A 20,899-nucleotide genomic window follows, 5' to 3' on the forward strand; every position below is an offset into this window, starting at 1 on the left:
GAATTAAATTGGCGCCTTGCTAAAAAGTTGGTGCTCATCAGACATCTCAGAGATGCGGCCGGAACCGCTGTCCGCTTGCGCGGCAGCCAGGGCAGAGCCAGTGACGCCGAGAGCGGGGGAACATCCGCTCGCGCTGCCGCACCGTGATGGTGCGAACGATCGTCCAGCGCCGTATATAACCCGGAGACAGGTTGCAAGAAAGACAGATTTCGCAATTCTTTTTTTAAACTTCTGGGAAACCACATGATCAAGATGTCCAAGATGCACAAGCGTTTGTGCGCCAAAAGCGCCGCAATGCTGGCACTGTCCGCTGCCTTGCCTATCGGCTCGGCTTACGCTGATGAAGTCGCTGCTGATACGGCCCCTGCCGCCAGCCAGCTGGAAACCGTGACCGTCACGGCACAGCGCCGCAAGGAAAATATCCGCGACGTGCCCGTCTCCGTGTCGCTGCTGCGCGACGAGAAGCTCGACGTGCTGGTCTCCGGCGGGCAAGACATCCGCGTGCTGGCCGGCAAAGTGCCGAGCCTGAACGTGGAATCGTCGAATGGCCGCACCTTCCCCCGTTTCTACATCCGCGGCTATGGCAATACCGACTTCAACATCTTCGCATCGCAACCTGTTTCCCTGATTTACGACGATGTCGTGCAAGAAAACCCTATCCTCAAAGGCTATCCGATTTTCGACGTGGCCGGCGTGGAAGTGCTGCGCGGCCCGCAAGGCACCTTGTTCGGCCGCAATACGCCGGCCGGCGTGGTCAAGTTCGAATCCGTCAAGCCGAAGCTGGACAAGGTTGAAGGCTATTACAACGTTTCCGCCGCCACGCACAACACGACCAATTTCGACGGCGCCGTCAACGTTCCGCTGAGCAAAGAATGGGCGATGCGCGTCTCGACCTTGCGCCAGCACCGCGACGACTACGTCGACAACACGTTTACCGGCCAGAAAAACGCGCTGGACGGCTACAACGAACACGCCGAACGCGTGCAATTGATGTATGCGCCGAACGGCACCTTTAACGCCTTGTTTAATGTGCATCAGCGCAGCACCACGGGCAGCGCGCGCGTCTTCTACGCCAACATGATCAAGCAGGGCACGAACGATATCGTCGACGGTTTCGATCCGAAAAAATCCTACACCGATGGCCTGAACTTCCAGGAGCTGCGCACCAATGGCGCCAGCGCCCGCCTGAGCTGGGAACTCGACGGCGTCAAGCTGTACTCGATCACCGGTTTCGAACGCGTGGGCAAGTATGTGTCGCATGGCGACATCGACGGTGGCGCACCAGGCATGGTGCCAGCGATTCCATTCCCGGTGGAAACCGCCGGCGGCATCAGCAGCGTGAAACAGTACTCGCAAGAATTCCGCGCCGAATCGAAAAAAAATGCCGGTCCGCTCAATTGGCAGGCTGGCGTGTACTACTTCAACGAAGATGCCAACGGCTATACGGATAACTTCGGCGGTAGCGACCATGCGCTCGTTTCGCACCTGGCCAGCCGCCAGAAAAACAGTGCCTGGGCTACTTTCGGTTCCGTCAACTATGCCGTCAACGATGACTTCATGCTGCGTGCCGGCTTGCGCTACACCAAGGACAAGAAGGATTTCAACACGGTCGAAGCGGACCGCGTGAAGCAAATCAACCCGACCAGCGCCGATGTCAGCAAAGCCAAGGTCAACTGGGACCTGAGCGGTACCTACAAGTACAACAAGGACGTGAACTTCTACGGCCGTATCGCCACCGGTTTCCGCGCGCCAAGTATCGCGCCGGCCAGCAAGGATGTATCTGTGACCGTGGCCGATGCGGAAACCATCACCTCGTTCGAAGCAGGCATCAAGGCCGACCTGTTCGAGCGCCGCGCCCGCGTTGCTTTCAGCCTGTACAACTACCAGGTGAAAAACCAGCAACTGACGGTCGTGGGCGGCACCTCGAACGTCACGCGTCTGATCAACGCCGCCAAGACGAATGGCCGCGGCGCGGAACTGGAACTGGAAGGTTTTGTCACGCCTAGCCTGAAGATGTCCCTGGGCGGCAGCTACAACTTCACGGAAATCAAGGACCCGAGCCTGTCGGTAACCCCGTGCCGCAGCTGCACCGTGACCGATCCGATCAACGCTGCAAACCGGGCCGTTATCGACGGCAATCCATTGCCGCAAGCGCCGAAGTGGACGATCACCGCCACGGGCCGTTATTCGATCCCGATGGAAAACGGCGAATTCTTCGTCTTCACGGACTGGGCTTACCGCAGCAAGATCAATTTCTTCCTGTATGAATCCACCGAGTTCACCGGCAAGCCGATGGTCGAAGGCGGCTTGCGCGTGGGTTACACCTGGGATGCCGGCAAGTATGAAGTGGCCGCGTTTGGCCGCAACATCACCGACACCCAGCGTATCACGGGCGCCATCGACTTCAACAACCGCACGGGCTTCATCAATGAGCCACGTCAATTTGGCGTGCAATTCAAGGGCAACTTCTAATTGCCTGATGCCTGGCGCCGGCCCTTGCGGCTGGCGCCTGCTTCAACCCGCCGACGGCTCGCGCCGCGGCGGGTTTTTTTTATGCCCGCCCGGGAAGGCGCGCCAGCCGCTGCGTCCAGGCGGGCACGGCTTGCCGCCAGAAGTCTTCCACGTCGTCGGCGCGCACGTCGAGACCGAGGAAGCGGGCGGCTGGCAGCAGCGCCGACGCCAGCAGTTCTGCCGCACCGGTGCCCGTGTCGAAGGCGAGGGCGCCCGTCTGCTTCGACAGTTTCTCGCCGCTGGCATTGGTGACGACGGGCACGTGCAAAAAGCCCGGATGGGGCAAGCCCAGCACATCCTGCAGATACAGCTGACGCGGCGTGGAATCGAGCAGATCCGCCCCGCGCACCACCTGCGTGATGCCTGCGCGCGCGCCATCGTCGACCACCACGGCCAGCTGATACGCCCAAAAACCGTCGCCGCGCAGCACGATGAAATCGCCCACTTCACTGACCAGGTCCTGTTGCTGCGGCCCCGCCCAGCGGTCCGTAAAAGAGTACACAGCATCGGCTCCCTGCGGCACGCGCAACCGCCAGGCCCGCGCCGCCTTGCCTGGCGCCAGGCCATGGCGGCACGTGCCCGGATACACGGCGACGCCCCCCTTGGGCGCGCCCGCCTGCAGCACCGAATCCTGGATCTCCTTGCGGGAACAGCCGCACGCATACACGAGGCCATCGTCCTGCAACTGTTTCAGCGCCGCCTCGTACAGCGGCAGCCTGCGGCTCTGCCACGTCGCCTCGCCATCCCAGTACATGCCGCAGCGCTGCAGGCTGGCCAGGATACCCAGATCAGCACCCTCGACATTGCGGTCATAGTCCAGGTCTTCGATGCGCAGCAGCCACGTGCCGCGATGCACCTTGGCATCGAGATAACTGGCCATGGCGGCAACAAGCGAGCCCATGTGCAGGGGGCCGGAGGGGGAGGGGGCGAAGCGGCCGATGTAGGGGGCGGTGGGGGAGTTCGGAGACGGCATGCTGTGAGTGTAGGCGGTGGTGACAGGCGCTGATGGTTTATTGCTCAGGGTGGGGAGCTTTGGCGACAGCGGCAAGTATCGTGCAGGGCGATGGGCAAGTCAAATCCTGGGCTGTTCCAGGTGCTGCCTAATTGATAATCAAGTGTGTGACGTTATCTTCAACATATGAAATTTCTTCATTGCAGTAATGCGGGTCATTCAGCTCTCGGAAATGTAAATCCTTGTCGAATTCCTTCATCCTGAACTTGTTACTCAGCAGTGCCACAACGCTCCCCTTCTCTGGCCAGTCTGAAGAATGCAATGCAATCAATGCATTTCCAACGGAAATTTCATCCAGAATGCACATTGTTAATTTTTTGGGTAGCTTCTTCAACAAAACCAGCCATCGCATCTCACTCGATTTTGGAAAAAACGTATCACGACTTTTTATGAATGCCGTTATTCGTTGCTGCACTTTTATCGATTTATCTATATTGATATGCGATTCGCAATTATCATTAATTTTCAATCGGATGGGTGATTTTCTGGCTATTTTGTACTGCAAGATTATGCATGATGAGGATATTTTTATGTCATGTTGTACGATAACGCTTCCCCACGGAAATTGAAATATTATTTCTGATAACCCTTTCATTTTGCCGGGAATGCCAGACTTTCTTTGAATTTGTTTGACTAACGATGATTCACTCACGCCGTTGCCTACAGAATTATTTTCAAAGTAATGCATTATTATGCAATCTATTTCGGGGAAATTTTCTTTTACAATAATCAACTCGACAACGTAATCGCCTACCCATCCATTGATATCAAAAATATACATTCCAGTCCCTGTTGTTGTGGGTTTGATATGGAATGTATTGATAATGCTATTTATGAAATCGTTTGCTGGATTTTTTTTTCGATAAGGCAATCTCTCCATTGACGAGCAGTAATCCATCAATGAAATCAAAAATATAGCTTGGGATTTCAAATTTTTTCATTCTGTTATGCGGAATTTTGAATGATGCATCTCGTATGAATTATTGCGGTGATTCAGCACGGTTGGTAGAGGCAAATATTGTTCCCCATCGGATCTTCGACGTTCAGAAAACTTGCGTAGGGAGCCTCTACGTAATTGACGAAAAAAGCAGTTTTTTCCAGTCGCTCCTTGAACGTGTCAATATTTTTCGTTGGTAAAGTGAATAGATTGATCGTGCCACCTTTGTAACCTACGCGATGTGCTTGCTCAATGTTTGAAGGATGTATGAATTCTATTGAGAATTTTTTGTTGGACTCGTGCGCCATTGTCAGGCGGCGACTGGTACCTGAATCACACTGAATGATGCTATCCATTGTGATAAAAAACCCGAGATTATCAATGTAAAATTCTTTTGCTTCGTCAAAATTCAGGCAAAGTATTCCTATATTGATTGTGTTTAACATGTGATTTTTTCTGGACTTCATGATTATCCTTGGAAGAGAGGATAAATGCGAAAAATATTATTTTCAAAATTACATAAACCAGGATTTTATTATGGATAAAAAATTTTCACAGGCTTCATGTTCTTCTTTGAAAATGCGAAGCCCTGTCTTTATTCCTCGTTCATAGTAAAAAACCTCCCAATATCCATTTTTTCTCTGATGCACAGACTCTCATCCTGAGTCGGATCGCCAATCGAGAAAGCATTTGATGGTATGTTTAAAATTGCCATCTCGTGTACTATATCGGAAATATTCATATATATGGTAATCTGAATTTAATATTGGTTTTATGATAGGCGCAAAACACTGATGTGGTTTGATTATGTGGATCGTGACAGGCGTCTATTTCCCCCCATGGCCCTGCTTGCGGCAGAACGATGCCAAACGCATCCAGAAACCAGCGTCTCACTCTTCTTGTATATTTTCCTTCGGGTTTAGACTGAAAACCATCCATGCAATTTTCCGGACAAAAATACCAGCATTTTATGGGGCCATCATCTTTCTCAAAAAAACAAATAACGATTATTCTCAATTTCTTTAGTTTGAAACTTGTTTTGTAGGCAATTACCTCTTCATCATGCTTTACCCATGCTTCCCAGTCTTGATCCATCGAGTGTAGATTTTTTCTTTTCATCCCTCTAAATAGAATGATTGATTCGTTTGCAGAAAAATATCCATCTTCAAATTTGACATCACGAATTATATCCATTGTCAATAATTTTAATTTTGTGAATTTTTATCAGTTTATTATTTTCATCAACCAGGCTTATCTTATAGTTTTCTGATTGGGCATAAAAGTAAGCGGAGAAGAAACTTGAATTTAGAAAAATGCAAAAAACATATTTCCAACTCTTTTTATATGAATTTTCATTGATCAGTAGATTAATTATTTCTGGCGTGATTAGTTTGGCATTCCAAGCCTTGGATAGCTTAATGTGCATATCAGCTTCCTTGTTAATTTCAAACTTCATGCTTGACAAAAAATCCTTATGTGAATAAATAAGAATTTTCATTTTTGTCCTTTGATTTATTGTGTATGAAAATAGTGCATATTCCAGGATATTCCAATTTATGCCATCGCGGATTGAATAGATGCTGAAGCTGAAATGCTGCCCCATGGAAAGTTGAATGCGGAGAAAGATTTTTTTACTTCGTCAGGATTTTTTTCCAACACTTTAGCAAGTAATCTGGCCAGGTTGTTCTTGTCGGATATCAACTGATTTTCCGTTGAGTTGTATCCATATTTTTTGGTATTTCCTCCATCCCACGATAGCCATACACTCTTCATGCAATAATTTTCAAAGATAAAATTTATGCCAAACTCAAATTCATTCAAGCTTCCGCACGTTGATAAATTGCGCACATAAGTGTTTGTTTTATTGTTTTCTATTTCAATGTCATTTTCTTTTGCAATTTTAATAAAATCAGATTCGTTAAGTGGCGCCATCATTATGCCGTCCAATAGGAGATAACCATTTTTTGTGTCAAATGATACTTTTTTCATTTTTTGAAACCTTGCCGATGACCTGGTTACGGAGTGGTAATACGATAATCCCCAACCGGAAACTATGCGTTGACCGCTAGCGGATTAGATTTTCGCATATCCACTCTAGAGTTTTTGCATAGGAAATATTTCCTTTTTTCCGTTCTTGAGTCGCATCATGAAGAAAAGAGTTCTTTAGTTCCAAAGTTCCATTTTGCGTGACCCACATGTAAATTGAATCAGAGATAGCATGATCTGTATTGGCTTCATCAAGTATTTTTGCCATCATGTGCAAACCTTTAAAAATATGATTTTTTAACATATGGAATTCGGCCACAATCATGCGCAATCTCAGGGATTTGCTTTTTTCGAAGCTATCAAGAATTTTCTCTTGTTCATGGCTTGGTGAGTTGTGTAGGTAGTAACTAAATACAGGTTCAATATGGCCATTGAAAACGTTGTCGTCGTCGGCAGATACATTGATGGTGATGATGTTTTTTGCAATTTTCAACATGGCTGCGTTTGGCGGACTTTGCCATGCTATATCCCAGATAACCGGATGTAGTTCCGGGCTATAAAATTGGTGTTCGAGCGAGCGAGCAAAAAAATCAAGCTCGTTGCTTGTAAGTGGAGCAGTTTTCTTTGCGATAATTTTTCTTCGCAAACTTTTAAGATATTTTTGTTCCAGACGCAATTTTTTCATAATTAATTATATAGATTGAGAAATTGAATATTTTTCATGCTATATATCTCAAATCCATTTTTCCAAAAAATCTTCAAGAAATTTTATGTTTTTTATTTATTTGGTTGATGTGTTTTTGTTTGCATGAAAATTCTCATTTATTTCGATATCTCCAGTGTTGCTGTTTGTGTTTATTTTCGGCCTTGGAAATTAAATATTTTTGCGTTAGCTTTGAATTTTGATATGTTGGAGTCATCAATATTTATGTTTTTAAAATTCAACTATCTATGGCGATATGACCTGATAATCATGTTGTCTTTTTTGGAAATCAAATATGTTACTGCGTGTCCTAATGATGTTTCTCCTCCTAAGCTTTGGTGTTCTCCTGGAGCAAGATTGGGCATAAAAATTATTTCTATTTGTTGGTTGTCGTCCCTGATTAATATTTCAAAATCCTCAATATTTTTTTGTTTTTTTTCAAAGTCAATGTAAGCAATTGTTGTGTATCTAAAATATTTTCCAGAGATTTCGTCATCAAATTTTCGGATTTTTTCCATAATTTTTCTCCTTTAATTTTTTTTTGACTCAATATTTGTGCGGGTGATTTGTGTGTAAAAGTTCGATAGATAGTCACCATCTTGCCCATCACCTTGTCGAGCGCGATGGCGGCGTCGTCGGACAATACTTCCACCACATAGGCAAAGTCGCGCGACAGGCTTTCGCTGGCGGCCAGGCTGTTGGCCAGGAACTGGATGCCGGCAGGGCCGTCGCCATGCGGAAAGTGCAGGCGCAGCAGGCGCTGGCCCTGCATGTCGTCCACTAATGCCGTCCATGCCGCCGTCGTATCGGGGAACTGGATCATCGTGCATCGCTTCACGGTAGGGATCGTTGGCCGACTGTAGCAATAGCGAACACAAGCGTTTTTGCGCGGCCGCAAGGTTTAATCGTTGAGGGAGGGCATCAATTGCATTGTGTAATGCATGTCGTCGCGGTGGCGCGGCGTTGCCGCATCGCCGAGGAAACTGTTGCGGCCGAGGCCGGCTTGCCCGTCGGTCGTCAGCGCCATGCCCCGCACATCGCCGGCGCGCAGCACCAGCACGATGTCGTAGCGCACGAGCGGCTGGCCGAACAGCATCAGCATGTGCCGCAGCGCCTCGCTGGCCGGGGCGCGCGGCAGGAAGCTGGCGTGCTGCTCTGCCGTGAGCGGGCCGAGGCGCAGGCGCACGGCCAGGTCGGGGCGGCGGCAGCGCTCGCCGACGGTGGCGCGCTGGCCCAGCACGGCATTGGCCATGCCCAGCGCCGTTTGTTCGCGCGGCGCCAGCACGTCCATGGCGCCCGTCGCCTCGTCGATATGGCAGGGCACGCCGAAGTGGTCGGCGAGGATGCGCGCCATGACGATGGACGAGATGTCGCATTGCTGGAGCAAGCCGCTGTACAGGCCGGCCGCCGCCTCGTCCTGACCCTGGCCCGGCTGGCATGCGGCCACGTCCAGCAGGCGCGACAGGAAGTCCCCGCTGTGGCCGGCCTGCTCGATGCGGTATTTTTGCCAGGCCTGATAAAACAGGGCCACGGCGCGGCTGGAAAACAGGTCGAGAAACGCGCGTGCACTGGTGTCGCGTTCGCTGTATTGATGCACGGCGATGCGCTCCGAATAGTGGCTGGGCAAGCTGCCCTGGCAGCCCAGCAGGCCCATGAAGGTGGGCGTGAGGTGGATATGTGGTAACTCACCCGACAGCAGCGCCTGCAGCAAGGCATCCGCATCGGCGATGCCATCTGTGGTCAGCGCTTCGACCTGGCTGGCGGGAAAGCGCAGCGAGACGCTGTTGTCGAAGCGCACGCGCTTTGCCAGCGCCGTGTGCTCATCGATGCCGTGTTCGGCCAGCCACGCCAGCAGCAGGCGCAGCGCCTGGAAGCACTCGAAGCGCTGCGGCGCGTCGAGCAATTGCTGGATTACGCTGGCGTGGCGTCGGCGCTGCGTTCTGGGCATCGGAGGATTTCCTCGCCGCTGCGCCGGGATAGCAGCGTCAGTTGGCTAAAGCAGTTGAGCTGGCTGTTCAGGGCGAAATAGCGCTGCAGCACCTGCGCGAAGATGTACACGCTGCTGCCGACAAAAGCTTGCTCGTCAATGCCCAGGCGGATGCCGATGCCGGGCATCAGGGTGGGAAACGGTAGCGTTGGCATCCACGCGCGCGTGCTGCCGTGTTCGAGCGTGACGATACCCTGGATCAGCCGTTGCGTGGTGGGCGAGCGGGGCAGATCGTACAGGCTGAGCATTTTCTGGAAGTCGCCCAGGCCCGCTTGCGTCAGGCTCGAGTAATTGAGCGACAGGTGTGCAATCAGGCGCCAGTGGGCGCCATTGTCCGCCAGGAAACGCATGCTGGGCGTGGGCTTGCGCAGGAAGCGCGCGGGGATGCCGTCGGGCACGTCTTCGGCCAGCAAGTCGCCGCCGGGCAAGCCGTAGTGCAGGTGGGTGGGCAAGTCGCGGTTGCTGCACAGCAGCTGCGTCGAGACGGTGGCGCAGGCCGCGCTGTCTGGTGAAAACTGCGGGTCGATCAGGCTCAGCCGCATTTCATGGCCGGGGCTGATGGCGGCCACGGCTTCGTCGCGGCGCGCCAGCCAGTATTGGCCAAGCTCTGTCTGAGAACCTTGCCGCGAGGCATACAGCGGCAAGAAGGTGCTCAGGCGCTCGCCGGCTTCGTCCTTGCGCACCACGGTGACGGTCTCGATGCTGTGGATGTCATAGGCAAACGCATGCGTGGCATCGGCCACCAGCGCGTAGTCGGGTTCCGTGTGCGTGAGGCGGATCGGCACGCCCGACTTGGCAAACAGGTTGACGACGGGCGTGCAGCCCAGCAGCAGATTGTCGCGGCTGGCGCCGGAGAGCAGGCGCGCCTCGTGGCTGTCGCTGCGCACGCCCATGAGCGGCAGGTGCAGGGTGAACTGGCGGCACTGTTTCGGCAGAAGAGGAGCCAGCAGGGACCAGTCGATATCGATGAAATGAAATTTTTCGGGAAACGCGAAGTACTCGGTCAGCAGGCGCAGGGCCGGGTGCGAACGGGCGGAAAAGGGGATCAGCGCGTCGTCGTCCGCATAGCCGGCCGGGGCAAGCAAGGTGCCGTCGACGGCCAGCCACGGACTGTGCTCGTCCAGCGCCACGTACGCGCCCGCGCCGCGCAGGAACAGGGCGTCGAGCAGCGCCGCGCGCACGGACGCTTCGCCATCGGCAAACAGGCGCAGGCTGGCAAAACCTGTTTGATCGAGATGGTAGTTGTCGCTGCTGCTGGTGAATTGAATGCTGAGCAAGGCGCTGGCGCCGGCGGGCAGGCGCAGGCCAGGCGGCGCGTCGATGAGCGGCGAGAAATGCAGATGCGTGATCGCCAGCGGCGCCAGGGTCACGTCATATGCGCTGGTGAATTTGCAAGCCACGCCCTGCACCGGCTGCGAGCGCAGCACGGTGCCGCGTGGAACATGCGCCACCTGGGCCAGCTGGCCGCCAGCGTGCGCTTCGTCTGCCGCGATGCGCACGATGGAGCATGAAGGAAACGGCCGCAGGTAGTGCGGGTACAAAGTTTCAAGCAGGGAATGGGTGAATTGCGGATAGGCGTCGTCGAGGCGCTTGGCGACCCTGGCCGTGAGCAGGGCAACGGACTGGATCAGGCGCTCGATGTGCGGGTCTTCGCACGTCTCGCCGGCGATCAGCAGGCGCCCGGCCGCCTTCGGATAGCGGCTTGAAAACGCGCGCGTGTACTGGCGGAACAGGCCCAGCTCACGCTCGTAATACGGCAGCAGTTGTTCCACGTTCGCGCTCTCCGCCAGCTGGAAAGCTTCATGCTGGCATCAGGCGCGAAGGTGGGTGTTGATGCGTGACAATGATTCTTAGAAATGGTACTCCGCGCGTATCATCGGTGTCCTGGCCGTCTGGCCCACGTTGCCCGTGGTGGCGGGCGAGTTGCCGAACTTGTTCTTCCAGTACTGGTATTCCAGGCCCACGCGGAAGGTGTTCTTGGCGCTGCCCAGGGCCGCGCCCACGTCGTACATCACTTGCATGTCGATATTCGTTTCCACGGCCGTGTCGCGCCCCACTTCATCCTTGCCTTTCGAGTCGATGAGGTTAAAGAAACCTTCGAACGAGAACAGCGGCGACAGCGGGATGGCCCAGGCGCCCGTCAGCATGGCGTGCGTTTTAAATGTGTAGCGGCCCGTCACTTGCGAGATGGGCGGGAAGGCGCCGCTGGGGGCGTTGCTTTCGCGCAGCAACAGCAGGCTGGTGTTGAAGAAGCCGGGCACGTCCCACATCAGCGTGGGGCCGGCCACCAGCATGCGCTTGCGCGAGTTGTAGCCCACGTCATTTTTCGTGTTGACGTCGAAGCCCAGGGTGACGCCGACGCCGCGCACGGGGCCGAACTTGATGTCGCTGCCGCGCACCTTGCCGATGTCGATGGTGTTGCGGTACACCAGGTAGGCCTCTTGCGCGCCGGACGTCTTGCCCAGTGCGCCGGGGTCCTTGCTGTCGGAGATCAGGAAATCCAGGTTGACGAAGTTGCTGCCGTATTTGTAGCCGCTGGCGTGCGTGATGGCAAAGATGTTTTTCTTGATGTCGTCCGGGTTGAACGGCTCGCGGTAGTCATTGCCGGCGCGCCAGCTCAGCGCGGTATCGCTCCATTCGGCAGCCTGGGCGGTCGCGCCCATGCCCAGGGTGGTAGTAAGGCAGAGCAACAGACACGGTATGGTTTTTGGCACTTTCGGCTCCTGATGGCGGTGTTGGAAAACGGGAAATGAAATAGCAGGGGGCGTAGCCCGCATGAAGCGCTGCGATGGGGCATCGCGCGCCGTTCAATCCATGATGCGAGAAGCGCCGCGTCGGGCGATATGTCTTATCTGCATACTTACTATCAGTTCTTGCATATAATCATCGCACCTTCTCGCCCTTGCGGGGCAAGGTGGCCGCTGTAAAGCTGATAATTTTTTTCAAAATTGTATACAGGTGTTGTTTTTTTGCGGAAATAGAAATGCGCGCCGCCACGCCGTCCCCCAAGCGCCGCGGATGCCGATACGATAGAGACAACAGCTTGATTTTTTGCACCGGCGGCTATGCCGGTTTCCCCCGCAGCGAGGCACGAAAAAAACAATGACGGCACGTCTGGAATTACTCGATATCAGCAAGCGCTATCCGGCCGTGGTGGCCAATGACGGCATCTGTCTCACCGTGGCGCCGGGGCAGATCCACGCCGTGCTCGGCGAAAACGGCGCCGGCAAATCGACCTTGATGAAGATCATCTACGGCGCCGTGCAGCCCGATGGCGGGCGCATCGTGTGGAACGGCCGCGAGGTCGACATCGCCAACCCGTCGGCCGCGCGCGCGCTGGGCATCGCCATGGTGTTCCAGCACTTTTCCCTGTTCGACACTTTGACGGTGGCGGAAAACATCGCCCTCGGTTTGCCCGCCGGCACCAACATGGCGGAACTGGCGCAGCGCATCGAAGACACGGCGCGCCAGTACGGCCTGGACCTGGAACCGCAGCGCCACGTGCACACGCTTTCCGTCGGCGAATGCCAGCGCGTGGAAATCGTGCGCGCCCTGCTGGCCAAGCCGCAACTGCTGATCCTCGATGAGCCGACGTCCGTGCTGACGCCGGGCGCCGTGGAAAAACTGTTTGGCACTTTGCGCCAGCTGGCGGCCGAAGGCTGCAGCATCCTGTACATCAGCCACAAGCTCGACGAAATCCGCGCCCTGTGCCACACGTGCACGGTGGTGCGCGCCGGCAAGAATGCGGGCGTGTGCGACCCGTCGCAAGAGTCTGCAGCCAGCCTGTCGCGCATGATGATCGGCGCCGAGCCGCCCGCCGTCACCCGTGTGGCGCGCACGCCCGGCGCGGCCATGCTGAGCGTGCGCAATCTGGATTTGCCGAAGAGCCATCCGTTCGCCACGCAATTGATCGATATCAATTTCGACGTGCGCGCGGGAGAAATTGTCGGCATCGCTGGCGTGTCCGGCAATGGCCAGCAGGAATTGCTGGCGGCCCTGTCGGGCGAGGACATGCGCGCGGCCGCCGGCAGCATCGTGCTGAACGGTACGCCTGCCGGGCGCTTGCCGCCGGGCCGCCGGCGCGGCCTCGGTTTCGGCTTCGTGCCGGAGGAGCGGCTAGGACGGGGTGCCGTGCCCGACATGGGGCTGGCCGACAACGTCTTATTGAGCTTGCAGACACCCGCCACCATCCGCCACGGCTTCGTGCGCCGTGGCGCGATCGCGCAGCGGGCGGCCGCCATCATTGCCCGCTTCCAGGTGAAGGCGGGCGGGCCGCAGGCGCTGGCGCGCAGCTTGTCTGGAGGCAACTTGCAGAAATACATAGTCGGTCGCGAAGTCATGCGCGAACCCACGGTGCTGGTGGTGGCGCAGCCGACCTGGGGCGTGGACGTGGGCGCGGCCGCGCAAATCCGCGCCGAACTGCTGGCGCTGCGCGACGCCGGTTGCGCGCTGCTGGTCGTGTCGGAGGAACTCGATGAATTGTTCGAGATCAGCGACCGCCTGCTGGTGATGGCAAAAGGAAAAATTTCACCTTCGCTGGACGTGGGCGAGGCCAGCGTCGATCTCGTGGGGCAATGGATGAGCGGGCTGTGGCCGCAGGAGGCTGTCCATGGCTAAGTTCGCCTTGCGCCTGGAAGCCCGTCCGTCCCCATCGAGGCTGATGTCGTGGCTGTCGCCCGTGCTGGCCGTGCTGCTGACCGTGCTGTGCGGCGCGCTGCTGTTTGTTGCGCTGGGACACGATCCCGTGGCGGGCCTGGCCGTGTTCTTCGTCGAACCCTTGCGCGACGCGCATGGCTGGTCCGAGCTGGGTCTCAAGGTGGCGCCCCTGCTCTTGATCGCCGTCGGCCTGGCCATCTGCTTTCGCGCCAACATCTATAACATCGGCGCGGAAGGGCAGCTGACCCTGGGCGCCATCTGCGGCGGCGCGGCGGCCCTGTACCTCGATGACGGAATCGGTGGCGCGGCCATCATCGGCGTGTCCCTGCTGGCCGGCATGGCGGGCGGCATGGCGTGGGCGGGCCTGGTGGCGTGGCTGCGCGACCGCTACAACGCCAGCGAAATCCTCGTCTCGCTGATGCTCGTCTACATCGCCCAATTGCTGCTCAGCTATCTCGTGTACGGCGTGCTGCGCGACCCGGAAGGCTTCAATTTTCCCCAGTCGAAACTGCTGTCCGACGGCTTGCTGTTGCCGATGGTGATCAGCGATACGCGCTTGCACGTGGGCATCGTGTTTGCCTTGCTGGCCTCGCTGGGCGGCTGGTTGTATTTGTCACGCAGCATTGCCGGCTTCCGCCTGCGCGTGGGCGGCATGGCGCCGGCCGCCGCCCGCTATGCGGGCTTTTCCTCGCGCAAGACTTTATGGTCGTCGCTGCTGATCTGCGGCGCCCTGTCGGGCCTGGCGGGCGCGTGCGAAGTGCTGGGACCGATGGGGCAGCTCACGCCCACGGTGTCGCCCGGCTACGGCTTTGCCGCCATCATCGTCGCCTTCGTGGGGCGGTTGCATCCGGTCGGCGTGATTTTCTCCAGTTTCGTCATGGCCCTGTTTTATATCGGCGGCGAACTGGCGCAATCGCGCCTGGGCTTGCCCAGCGCCATCACGGGCGTGTTCCAGGGCATCCTGCTATTTGCCTTGCTCGCTTGCGACGTGTTGATCCAATACAAACTGCGCTGGAGGAAACATGGATAACTTGCTGCTCACCATCGCGCCCTTGATCGCCGCCAGCATCAATGCGGGCACGCCGCTGATGCTGGCCGCCCTCGGTTTATTGGTGAATGAAAAGGCGGGCGTGGTGAACCTGGGCGCGGAAGGCATGATGCTGGTGTCGGCCATCACGGGCTTTGCCGTGGCCGTCAATACGGGCAGCCCCACCTTGGGCTTTCTGGCGGGGGCGGGGGCCAGCATGGTGCTGTCCGGCTTTTTTGCCTGGCTGACCGTGTGGCTGGGCACGAACCAGTACGCGACGGGCCTGGCTTTATCGCTGTTCGGCGCAGGCGCGTCCACGTACATCGGCTTGAAGTACGTGGGCAACAGCTTACACAACGGCCGCTTCGGCATCCCTTTATTGGAAGACATTCCCGTGCTGGGGCCGGCCCTGTTCCGCCAGCATCCGATGGTGTATCTGTCGCTCTTGCTGTGCGTGGCCATCGCCTGGTTCTTGTATCGCACGCGGGCGGGACTCGTGCTGCGCGCCGTGGGTGAGTCGCCGTCTTCCGCGCATGCGCTCGGCTACCCCGTGCGCCGCATCCGCCTGGCGGCCGTGCTGTTCGGCGGCGCCTGCTGCGGCCTGGCCGGCGCCTTTTTGTCGCTCGTGTACACACCGCTGTGGGTGGAGGGCATGGTGGCCGGGCGCGGCTGGATCGCGCTGGCGCTGACCACCTTTGCCACCTGGCGCCCGGCGCGCGTGGTGGGCGGCGCCTACCTGTTCGGCGGCATCACGATCCTGACCTTCCACGCGCAGGCGCTGGGCGTGCCCATCGCGTCGCAACTGCTGTCGATGCTGCCGTATGTGGCGGCCATCGTCGTGCTCGTGCTCATTTCCAGCAATGCCAATTACATCAAGCTCAACATGCCCGCTTCGCTGGGGAAAAATTTCAATCCCGGAAATTAATCACTCACCACAAGGAAAACCATGTCCAAGAAACTAGTATGCGCCGCCGTTTGCAGTGCCATTTTGATGCCCGTCATGGCCGCCGCACCCGCCACCGCTCCGTTGAACGTCGGTTTCGTGTATATCAGCCCCATCGCGCGACGCGGGCTGGACTACCCAGCATGATCAGGCGCGCAAGGAAATGGAAAAGGCGCTGGGCAACAAGATCAGCACCAAGTTTGTGGAAAACGTGCCGGAAAGCGCCGATGCGGAACGGGTGATCCGCGACCTGGCGCAAACGGGCAGCAAGCTGGTCATCACGACTTCGTTCGGTTACATGAATCCCACCTTGAAAGTGGCGAAACAATTTCCTAATGTGAAGTTCATTCACTTGACGGGCTACAAGACGGCCGTCAACGTGGCCAACACGAATGCGCGTTTTTATGAAGGCCGCTACCTGGCTGGCGTGCTGGCAGGCAAGATGAGCAAGACCCATGTGGCCGGCTACGTGGCGGCGTTTCCCATCCCGGAAGTGTTGCAGGGAGTCAACGCCTTCACGCGCGGCATGCGCAGCGTCGACCCGAAGGCGGAAGTGAAAGTGGTGTGGGTGAATAGCTGGTTCGACCCGGGCAAGGAACGCGACGACGCGGCCATCACCCTGATCGGCCAGGGCGCCGACGTGGTCACCCACCACACGGACTCGACCGCCGTGGTGCAGGCGGCGGAAGAGAAGGGCAAGTATGCGATCGCCTACCACTCGGACATGAAAAAGTACGGGCCGAAGGCGCAGCTGGCCGCCGTCACCCACCATTGGGGCGACTATTACACGAAGCAGGCGCAGGCCGTGCTGGATGGTACGTGGAAGTCCAGCAGCACCTGGGGCGGCATCAAGGATGGCATGGTCAAGCTGGAAGGCATCAACGCGGCCGTGCCCGCTGACGTGAAACAGTTTGTATTGGCGCGCGAGAAAGACTTGGTTGCTGGTAAGCTCAATCCGTTCAGCGCGCCGATCAAGGATAACGATGGCAAGGTGCGCCTGGACAAAGGCGTGCTGGATGATGCGGCGCTGACGAAGATGGATTATTTTGTCGAAGGCGTGGCAGGAAAAGTTTCCGGAAAGTAATAGGTTTGCGTTTGAACTTGCTGTAATATATTGCCGGAAACGGGAGCAGGGCCGGGGATACATGCGCGTTCCCGGCCCACCCACACAGCAGAGCTTGAACAAGCCCGTACCGGAGACAGACCCATGGACAGACTGGAAGTATTCAAGATTATCGCGCTGCAAGCGAGCAAGGGCGAACTGACGTTCCCCGCCAACGTCAAGGCCACCTTGAAGCTGCAGGAAGCGCTGGACGACCCCGATTGCCATATCGAAGCGGCCGCCCGCATGGTCATGGCCGAGCCGCTGCTGTCGGCGCGGGTCGTGGCCTTGGCCAACTCGGCCGCCTACAACCGTTCCGGCAATGAAATCGCCAATGTGCGCGCGGCCGTCTCGCGCCTGGGCTTTGCCACGTTAAAGTCGATGGTGGCGTCCGTCATCGTGCGCCAGCTGGGCAGCCAGATCACGGACCCGCAATTGCGCGCCAAGGCGGCCAGACTGTGGGAGCACACGGCCCACGTGGCCGCGCTGAGCCAGGTGATCGCCCGGAAAGTCACGCATGTGGACGTGGAAACGGCCATGTTCGCGGCCATCGTGCACGAAGTGGGCGGCTTTTATCTGTTGTCGCGCGCCGAGGAATATCCGGGCCTGCTCGACGACAATACCGAAGACTGGATCGAATACGGCGAAAAACTGATCGGCCGCGGCGTGCTGCGCCAGCTGCAAGTGCCCGACATGGTCTTGCAAGCAGTGGAAGGCATGTGGCACGGCGGCAGCCCGTTCCCGCCCCGCACCCTGGGCGCGACCCTGGTGCTGGCCAACGATCTGTCGCCCGTCGGTTCGCCCCTGCACCCGCCGGAAAGCGCCGAGCGGCGCCAGGCGGCCGCGAAGATCGATTTCGGCATCGGCGGCAGCACCTTGCACACCATCCTCGAGGAATCGGCTGAAGAGATCGAATCCCTGGCGGCCGCCCTGCTGGTGTAAATTACGCCTCGATGACATCCCCGCCTTGCCGCGGGGATTTTTTTCGTCCGCATTTTGATGCATCTTTCCCCATGGCATACAATCGCCGCCCCCGGCCATCCGCCGGACTGAATGTCTCCTCTTACCCAAAGGATCTTATGCAGAAGCTGTTTTCTTCCCTCGCCTTGACGGCGCTGGCGTTTTCCGCCCAAGCCGCTACCAGTTTGCCCGTGGTGCAGGAAGCGCCCCTGCGCGCCCACCTGGCCTTCCTGTCCAACGATTTATTGGAAGGCCGGGGCACGGGCCAGCGCGGTGCCGACTTGACGGTGGCGTATTTGGAAACCCAGGCGCAGATGGCTGGCCTGAAACCCGTGCGTGGCAACAGCTACCGCCAGAGCGTGCAGATCGCCGGCGTGAAGTCGCTGCCGGCCGAGAGCAGCCTGCAGGCGTTGGCGGGCGGCAAGGCCGTGCCGCTGGCATTTGGCCCGGACTGGGTGTGGGCCACGGGCGACTCCGTTGCCGCGCACACATTCGACGCGCCGCTCGTCTTCGTCGGCTACGGCATCACGGCGCCGGAAGAGGGCTGGAACGATTTCAAGGGCGCCGATGTCAAAAACAAGATCGTCGTCATGATGGTCAACGACCCGCAGCCGACCGCGCTTGATCCGAACCGCTTTGCCGGCAAGGCGCTGACCTATTACGGTCGCTGGACGTATAAATTCGAGGAAGCCAAACGCCAGGGCGCCGCTGGTGTCTTGCTGATCCACACGAAACCGTCGGCCTCGTACGACTGGAGCGTCGTGCAGAACAGCTGGAGCGGCAGCGAGCGCTTCCAGTTGGCGGACCGCACGGCCGGCACGCCGCTGCAGGGCTGGATCGCGGAAGACGCGGCGCGCCGCCTGTTCGCGGCCGGCGGGCAAGACCTGGACGCCTTGCGCGCCAAGGCGGAACACAAGGATTTCCAGGCCGTCGCCTTGAATGCCAAGTTGTCGGGCGAGATGAAGTCCATCGTGCGCAAGGTAGAGCAGTTCAATATCGCGGGCATGGTGCCGGGCACCGACCCGGCATTGAAAGATGAAGCGTCGTCATCTACAGCGGCCATTGGGACCACCTGGGCAAGCAAGGTGACGCTGGAGACACGATTTACAACGGCGCCGTCGACAATGCCTCGGGCACGGCCGGCTTGCTGGCCATGGCGCAGGAAGCCGTGAAAAAGCCGGCGAAGCGCACGCAGATCTTCCTGTGGGTGGCGGCTGAAGAGCAGGGTTTATTGGGCAGTGCCGCCTATGCGGCCGATCCGCTGTGGCCTTTGGACAAGACGGCCGCCGCGCTGAACCTGGACAGCCTGAACTTTGTCGGCGCCACGCATGACATCGGCGCGCAGGGCAGCGAGCGCACGGAGCTGGGGGCGATGGCGGCGGCAACGGCCAAAGCCATGGGCATGCATATCGCCCCAGCCCGTCCCGACCTGGCCGGCGGTTATTTCCGCAGCGACCATTTCAGTTTTGCCAAGGCGGGCGTGCCCGCGTTTTCCATCAATGGCGGACGCGACTACATCAAGGACGTGGCCGCATCGAAAGCCAAGGCGGCCGCCTACGGCCCCCGCTACCATCAGGTGACCGATGAGTACGACGCCAGCTGGGATTTGTCCGGCATGACGCAGCAGGCGCAATTTACCTTGAGCCTGGGGCAGATGGTGGCAAATGCGGCGAAGATGCCGGCCTGGAAGGCGGGCGATGCGTTTGGCAAGGCGCGTGAGCAGGCGAAGTAAGGACGTAAAAAAACCGCTCTGTCGAGCGGTTTTTTTTGCGCTGGTCAGGTTGAGCTTGCCCGTTCCAGCCTGCGCTGCGTGTGCCGGTACTTGCTCCACACCAACAGCAGCAACAGCGGCATGGCGCCGCCCACCATGCACAGGGCGGGCCAGCCGCCGGCGGCAAAGCTGGCGCTGGCCAGGGCCGAGCCTGCCGACGCGCCGATGAAGCCGCCCGCGATGAACACGGTGGTCACGCGCGCCCGCGCATGCGGCGCCAGTTTATAGATGATGGACTGGTGCGTCACTTGCAAGCCCATCACGCCCATGTCCAGCAGGAGATGCCGATCAACAGCAGCGCCAGCGAATGGGCGCCGAAGCCGATCAATGCCCAGCCCGCGATCGAGGCGACGGCCAGCAGCCACGTGGCCTGGCGCGCATAGCCGCGGTCGGCCATGCGGCCGGCCGTATTCGCGGCAAAGGCGCCCGTGGCGCCCGCCAGGCCGAACAGGCCGATCTGCATTTCCGAATAGTGATACGGCGCGCCGCTGAGCAAGAAGGTCAGGCCCGTCCAGAACACGCTGAAGGTGCCCAGGCCCAGGCCCGAGAACAGGGCGCGCTGGCGCAGCAAGGGTTCCTGGCGGATGATGTCGGCCAGCGAAGCCATCAGCTTGCCGTATTGCAGCTTGCCACGCGGCGCCTCGTTCGGCAGGATGCGGCGCAGCATGACGAGCAGGGCGGCCACGACGATGGCAGCCAGCACGTAGACGGTGCGCCAGCCGCCGCTGATCTGCGACACGGTGCCGGAGACGGTACGCGCGAGCAAGATGCCCAATAATAATCCCGTCATGACGGTGCCCACCATGCGGCCCCGGCTGTGATCGGGCGCATACGACGCCACCATGGCCGTGACCACCATCAATGCGCTGGCCGTGATCCCCATCAAGACGCTGGCGATGGCAAAGACGATAATATTCTGGCTGGTAGCGGCCAGCAGCAGGGCACCGATCTTGGCGACCAGCATCCAGGTCAGCAACTGGCGGCGGTTCAGCACGTCGCTGAGGGGCACCAGGAAGACGATGCCCAGCACGTAGCCGATCTGCGTGGCCGTGACCAGGTAGCCCGCCTGCGGCACGCTGACGCCAAACGAGGCGGCCAGCATGGACGTGAGCGGCTGCACGTAATACAGGCTGGCGACGAGCACGCCGGCGGACAGGGCGAACAACAGGATGCGGGTGGAGCTCAGCAGGGTGCTGGCGTCGACGGACGATGGTGCAGATTTCATGCGATACAACTTTCTTGGAATGATGCTTTTGGATGAGCATGATAGCGGGGTGGCGTAGTTCTTGCCGGGCGCGGCCGAT

General features: G+C 58.0%; 19 protein-coding genes and 2 pseudogenes. 7 read left to right on the forward strand and 14 right to left on the reverse strand.

Features of this window, described 5'->3' with window-relative positions:
• Nucleotides 1-243 precede the first annotated feature (243 nt).
• Nucleotides 244-2,472, forward strand: coding sequence for a TonB-dependent receptor (locus ACQVLG_RS13765; protein ID WP_474295101.1), 2,229 nt, complete (start codon nt 244-246; stop codon nt 2,470-2,472).
• Between the two features lie 79 nt (nt 2,473-2,551).
• On the opposite strand, the gene gluQRS is transcribed toward ACQVLG_RS13765, so the two are convergent.
• From gluQRS to ACQVLG_RS13825, 12 genes are all read right to left on the reverse strand, one after another.
• Nucleotides 2,552-3,484 (reverse strand): tRNA glutamyl-Q(34) synthetase GluQRS, encoded by a 933-nt coding sequence (gluQRS, locus tag ACQVLG_RS13770; RefSeq protein WP_474295103.1) that lies wholly within the window; start codon nt 3,482-3,484, stop codon nt 2,552-2,554.
• A 127-nt stretch (nt 3,485-3,611) separates the two neighbouring features.
• A complete protein-coding gene (locus ACQVLG_RS13775; RefSeq protein WP_474295105.1) occupies nt 3,612-4,454 on the reverse strand; it encodes a hypothetical protein in 843 nt (280 codons plus the stop codon).
• 62 nt (nt 4,455-4,516) lie between these two features.
• Nucleotides 4,517-4,927: a VOC family protein gene (locus ACQVLG_RS13780; RefSeq protein ID WP_474295107.1), complete on the reverse strand. Its 411-nt coding sequence runs from the start codon at nt 4,925-4,927 to the stop codon at nt 4,517-4,519.
• 271 nt (nt 4,928-5,198) lie between these two features.
• Nucleotides 5,199-5,555 (reverse strand): hypothetical protein, encoded by a 357-nt coding sequence (locus ACQVLG_RS13785; RefSeq protein WP_474295109.1) that lies wholly within the window; start codon nt 5,553-5,555, stop codon nt 5,199-5,201.
• An 82-nt stretch (nt 5,556-5,637) separates the two neighbouring features.
• Nucleotides 5,638-5,958, reverse strand: a complete 321-nt coding sequence (locus ACQVLG_RS13790) for a hypothetical protein (RefSeq protein WP_474295110.1) — start codon at nt 5,956-5,958, stop codon at nt 5,638-5,640.
• Between the two features lie 56 nt (nt 5,959-6,014).
• A complete protein-coding gene (locus tag ACQVLG_RS13795; RefSeq protein ID WP_474295112.1) occupies nt 6,015-6,449 on the reverse strand; it encodes a hypothetical protein in 435 nt (144 codons plus the stop codon).
• A gap of 76 nt (nt 6,450-6,525) precedes the next feature.
• Nucleotides 6,526-7,131, reverse strand: a complete 606-nt coding sequence (locus ACQVLG_RS13800) for a hypothetical protein (RefSeq protein WP_474295114.1) — start codon at nt 7,129-7,131, stop codon at nt 6,526-6,528.
• 418 nt (nt 7,132-7,549) lie between these two features.
• The gene (locus ACQVLG_RS13805) at nt 7,550-7,972 is read right to left on the reverse strand and encodes a hypothetical protein (RefSeq protein WP_474295115.1); all 423 of its coding nucleotides are present in this window, start codon (nt 7,970-7,972) and stop codon (nt 7,550-7,552) included.
• 78 nt (nt 7,973-8,050) lie between these two features.
• The gene (gene tssG / locus ACQVLG_RS13810) at nt 8,051-9,097 is read right to left on the reverse strand and encodes a type VI secretion system baseplate subunit TssG (RefSeq protein WP_474295117.1); all 1,047 of its coding nucleotides are present in this window, start codon (nt 9,095-9,097) and stop codon (nt 8,051-8,053) included.
• Nucleotides 9,061-10,908, reverse strand: coding sequence for a type VI secretion system baseplate subunit TssF (gene tssF / locus ACQVLG_RS13815; RefSeq protein WP_474295119.1), 1,848 nt, complete (start codon nt 10,906-10,908; stop codon nt 9,061-9,063). The genes tssG and tssF overlap by 37 nt, the downstream gene beginning before the upstream one ends.
• 78 nt (nt 10,909-10,986) lie before the next feature.
• Entirely contained in the window at nt 10,987-11,799 is an 813-nt protein-coding gene (locus tag ACQVLG_RS13820) for an outer envelope protein (RefSeq protein WP_230538824.1), read from the reverse strand.
• 203 nt (nt 11,800-12,002) lie between these two features.
• Nucleotides 12,003-12,248: a hypothetical protein gene (locus ACQVLG_RS13825; RefSeq protein WP_474295121.1), complete on the reverse strand. Its 246-nt coding sequence runs from the start codon at nt 12,246-12,248 to the stop codon at nt 12,003-12,005.
• Between ACQVLG_RS13825 and ACQVLG_RS13830 the strand changes: the two genes are divergently transcribed.
• The 6 genes and pseudogenes from ACQVLG_RS13830 to ACQVLG_RS13855 all read left to right on the forward strand — a co-directional run bounded on the left by ACQVLG_RS13830 (nt 12,239) and on the right by ACQVLG_RS13855 (nt 19,556).
• Nucleotides 12,239-13,753, forward strand: coding sequence for an ABC transporter ATP-binding protein (locus ACQVLG_RS13830; protein ID WP_474295123.1), 1,515 nt, complete (start codon nt 12,239-12,241; stop codon nt 13,751-13,753). The genes ACQVLG_RS13825 and ACQVLG_RS13830 overlap by 10 nt on opposite strands.
• Nucleotides 13,746-14,822 carry an ABC transporter permease gene (locus tag ACQVLG_RS13835; protein ID WP_474295125.1) on the forward strand — a complete coding sequence of 359 codons (1,077 nt, stop codon included), beginning with the start codon at nt 13,746-13,748 and terminating at the stop codon, nt 14,820-14,822. Before ACQVLG_RS13830 ends, ACQVLG_RS13835 begins: the two co-directional genes overlap by 8 nt.
• Nucleotides 14,815-15,744, forward strand: coding sequence for an ABC transporter permease (locus ACQVLG_RS13840; RefSeq protein ID WP_474295127.1), 930 nt, complete (start codon nt 14,815-14,817; stop codon nt 15,742-15,744). The genes ACQVLG_RS13835 and ACQVLG_RS13840 overlap by 8 nt, the downstream gene beginning before the upstream one ends.
• A 21-nt stretch (nt 15,745-15,765) precedes the next feature.
• Nucleotides 15,766-16,846: pseudogene (locus ACQVLG_RS13845) on the forward strand (BMP family ABC transporter substrate-binding protein).
• Between the two features lie 123 nt (nt 16,847-16,969).
• Nucleotides 16,970-17,806, forward strand: coding sequence for an HDOD domain-containing protein (locus ACQVLG_RS13850; protein WP_230538651.1), 837 nt, complete (start codon nt 16,970-16,972; stop codon nt 17,804-17,806).
• 137 nt (nt 17,807-17,943) lie between these two features.
• Nucleotides 17,944-19,556: pseudogene (locus ACQVLG_RS13855) on the forward strand (M28 family peptidase).
• A gap of 44 nt (nt 19,557-19,600) precedes the next feature.
• Here ACQVLG_RS13855 and ACQVLG_RS13860 read toward each other — a convergent pair.
• A complete protein-coding gene (locus ACQVLG_RS13860) occupies nt 19,601-19,858 on the reverse strand; it encodes a hypothetical protein (RefSeq protein WP_474295129.1) in 258 nt (85 codons plus the stop codon).
• On the reverse strand, nt 19,855-20,820 hold the full coding sequence (locus tag ACQVLG_RS13865; protein WP_474295131.1) for an MFS transporter: 966 nt from the start codon (nt 20,818-20,820) through the stop codon (nt 19,855-19,857). The genes ACQVLG_RS13860 and ACQVLG_RS13865 overlap by 4 nt, the downstream gene beginning before the upstream one ends.
• Nucleotides 20,821-20,899 lie beyond the last annotated feature (79 nt).

This window comes from Janthinobacterium sp. TPC_1, from assembly GCF_056037845.1.

What these genes read in the sequence shown, in the direction of transcription:
- ACQVLG_RS13850 (WP_230538651.1), top strand. Translation starts at nt 16,970, where the DNA reads ATGGACAGACTGGAAGTATTCAAGATTATCGCGCTGCAAGCGAGCAAG.
- tssG (WP_474295117.1), bottom strand. Translation starts at nt 9,097, where the DNA reads ATGCCCAGAACGCAGCGCCGACGCCACGCCAGCGTAATCCAGCAATTG.
- ACQVLG_RS13865 (WP_474295131.1), bottom strand. Translation starts at nt 20,820, where the DNA reads ATGAAATCTGCACCATCGTCCGTCGACGCCAGCACCCTGCTGAGCTCC.
- ACQVLG_RS13840 (WP_474295127.1), top strand. Translation starts at nt 14,815, where the DNA reads ATGGATAACTTGCTGCTCACCATCGCGCCCTTGATCGCCGCCAGCATC.
- ACQVLG_RS13830 (WP_474295123.1), top strand. Translation starts at nt 12,239, where the DNA reads ATGACGGCACGTCTGGAATTACTCGATATCAGCAAGCGCTATCCGGCC.
- ACQVLG_RS13805 (WP_474295115.1), bottom strand. Translation starts at nt 7,972, where the DNA reads ATGATCCAGTTCCCCGATACGACGGCGGCATGGACGGCATTAGTGGAC.
- ACQVLG_RS13800 (WP_474295114.1), bottom strand. Translation starts at nt 7,131, where the DNA reads ATGAAAAAATTGCGTCTGGAACAAAAATATCTTAAAAGTTTGCGAAGA.
- ACQVLG_RS13790 (WP_474295110.1), bottom strand. Translation starts at nt 5,958, where the DNA reads ATGAAAATTCTTATTTATTCACATAAGGATTTTTTGTCAAGCATGAAG.
- ACQVLG_RS13785 (WP_474295109.1), bottom strand. Translation starts at nt 5,555, where the DNA reads ATGGATCAAGACTGGGAAGCATGGGTAAAGCATGATGAAGAGGTAATT.
- ACQVLG_RS13765 (WP_474295101.1), top strand. Translation starts at nt 244, where the DNA reads ATGATCAAGATGTCCAAGATGCACAAGCGTTTGTGCGCCAAAAGCGCC.
- ACQVLG_RS13835 (WP_474295125.1), top strand. Translation starts at nt 13,746, where the DNA reads ATGGCTAAGTTCGCCTTGCGCCTGGAAGCCCGTCCGTCCCCATCGAGG.
- ACQVLG_RS13820 (WP_230538824.1), bottom strand. Translation starts at nt 11,799, where the DNA reads ATGGGCGCGACCGCCCAGGCTGCCGAATGGAGCGATACCGCGCTGAGC.
- ACQVLG_RS13780 (WP_474295107.1), bottom strand. Translation starts at nt 4,927, where the DNA reads ATGAAGTCCAGAAAAAATCACATGTTAAACACAATCAATATAGGAATA.
- ACQVLG_RS13795 (WP_474295112.1), bottom strand. Translation starts at nt 6,449, where the DNA reads ATGAAAAAAGTATCATTTGACACAAAAAATGGTTATCTCCTATTGGAC.
- gluQRS (WP_474295103.1), bottom strand. Translation starts at nt 3,484, where the DNA reads ATGCCGTCTCCGAACTCCCCCACCGCCCCCTACATCGGCCGCTTCGCC.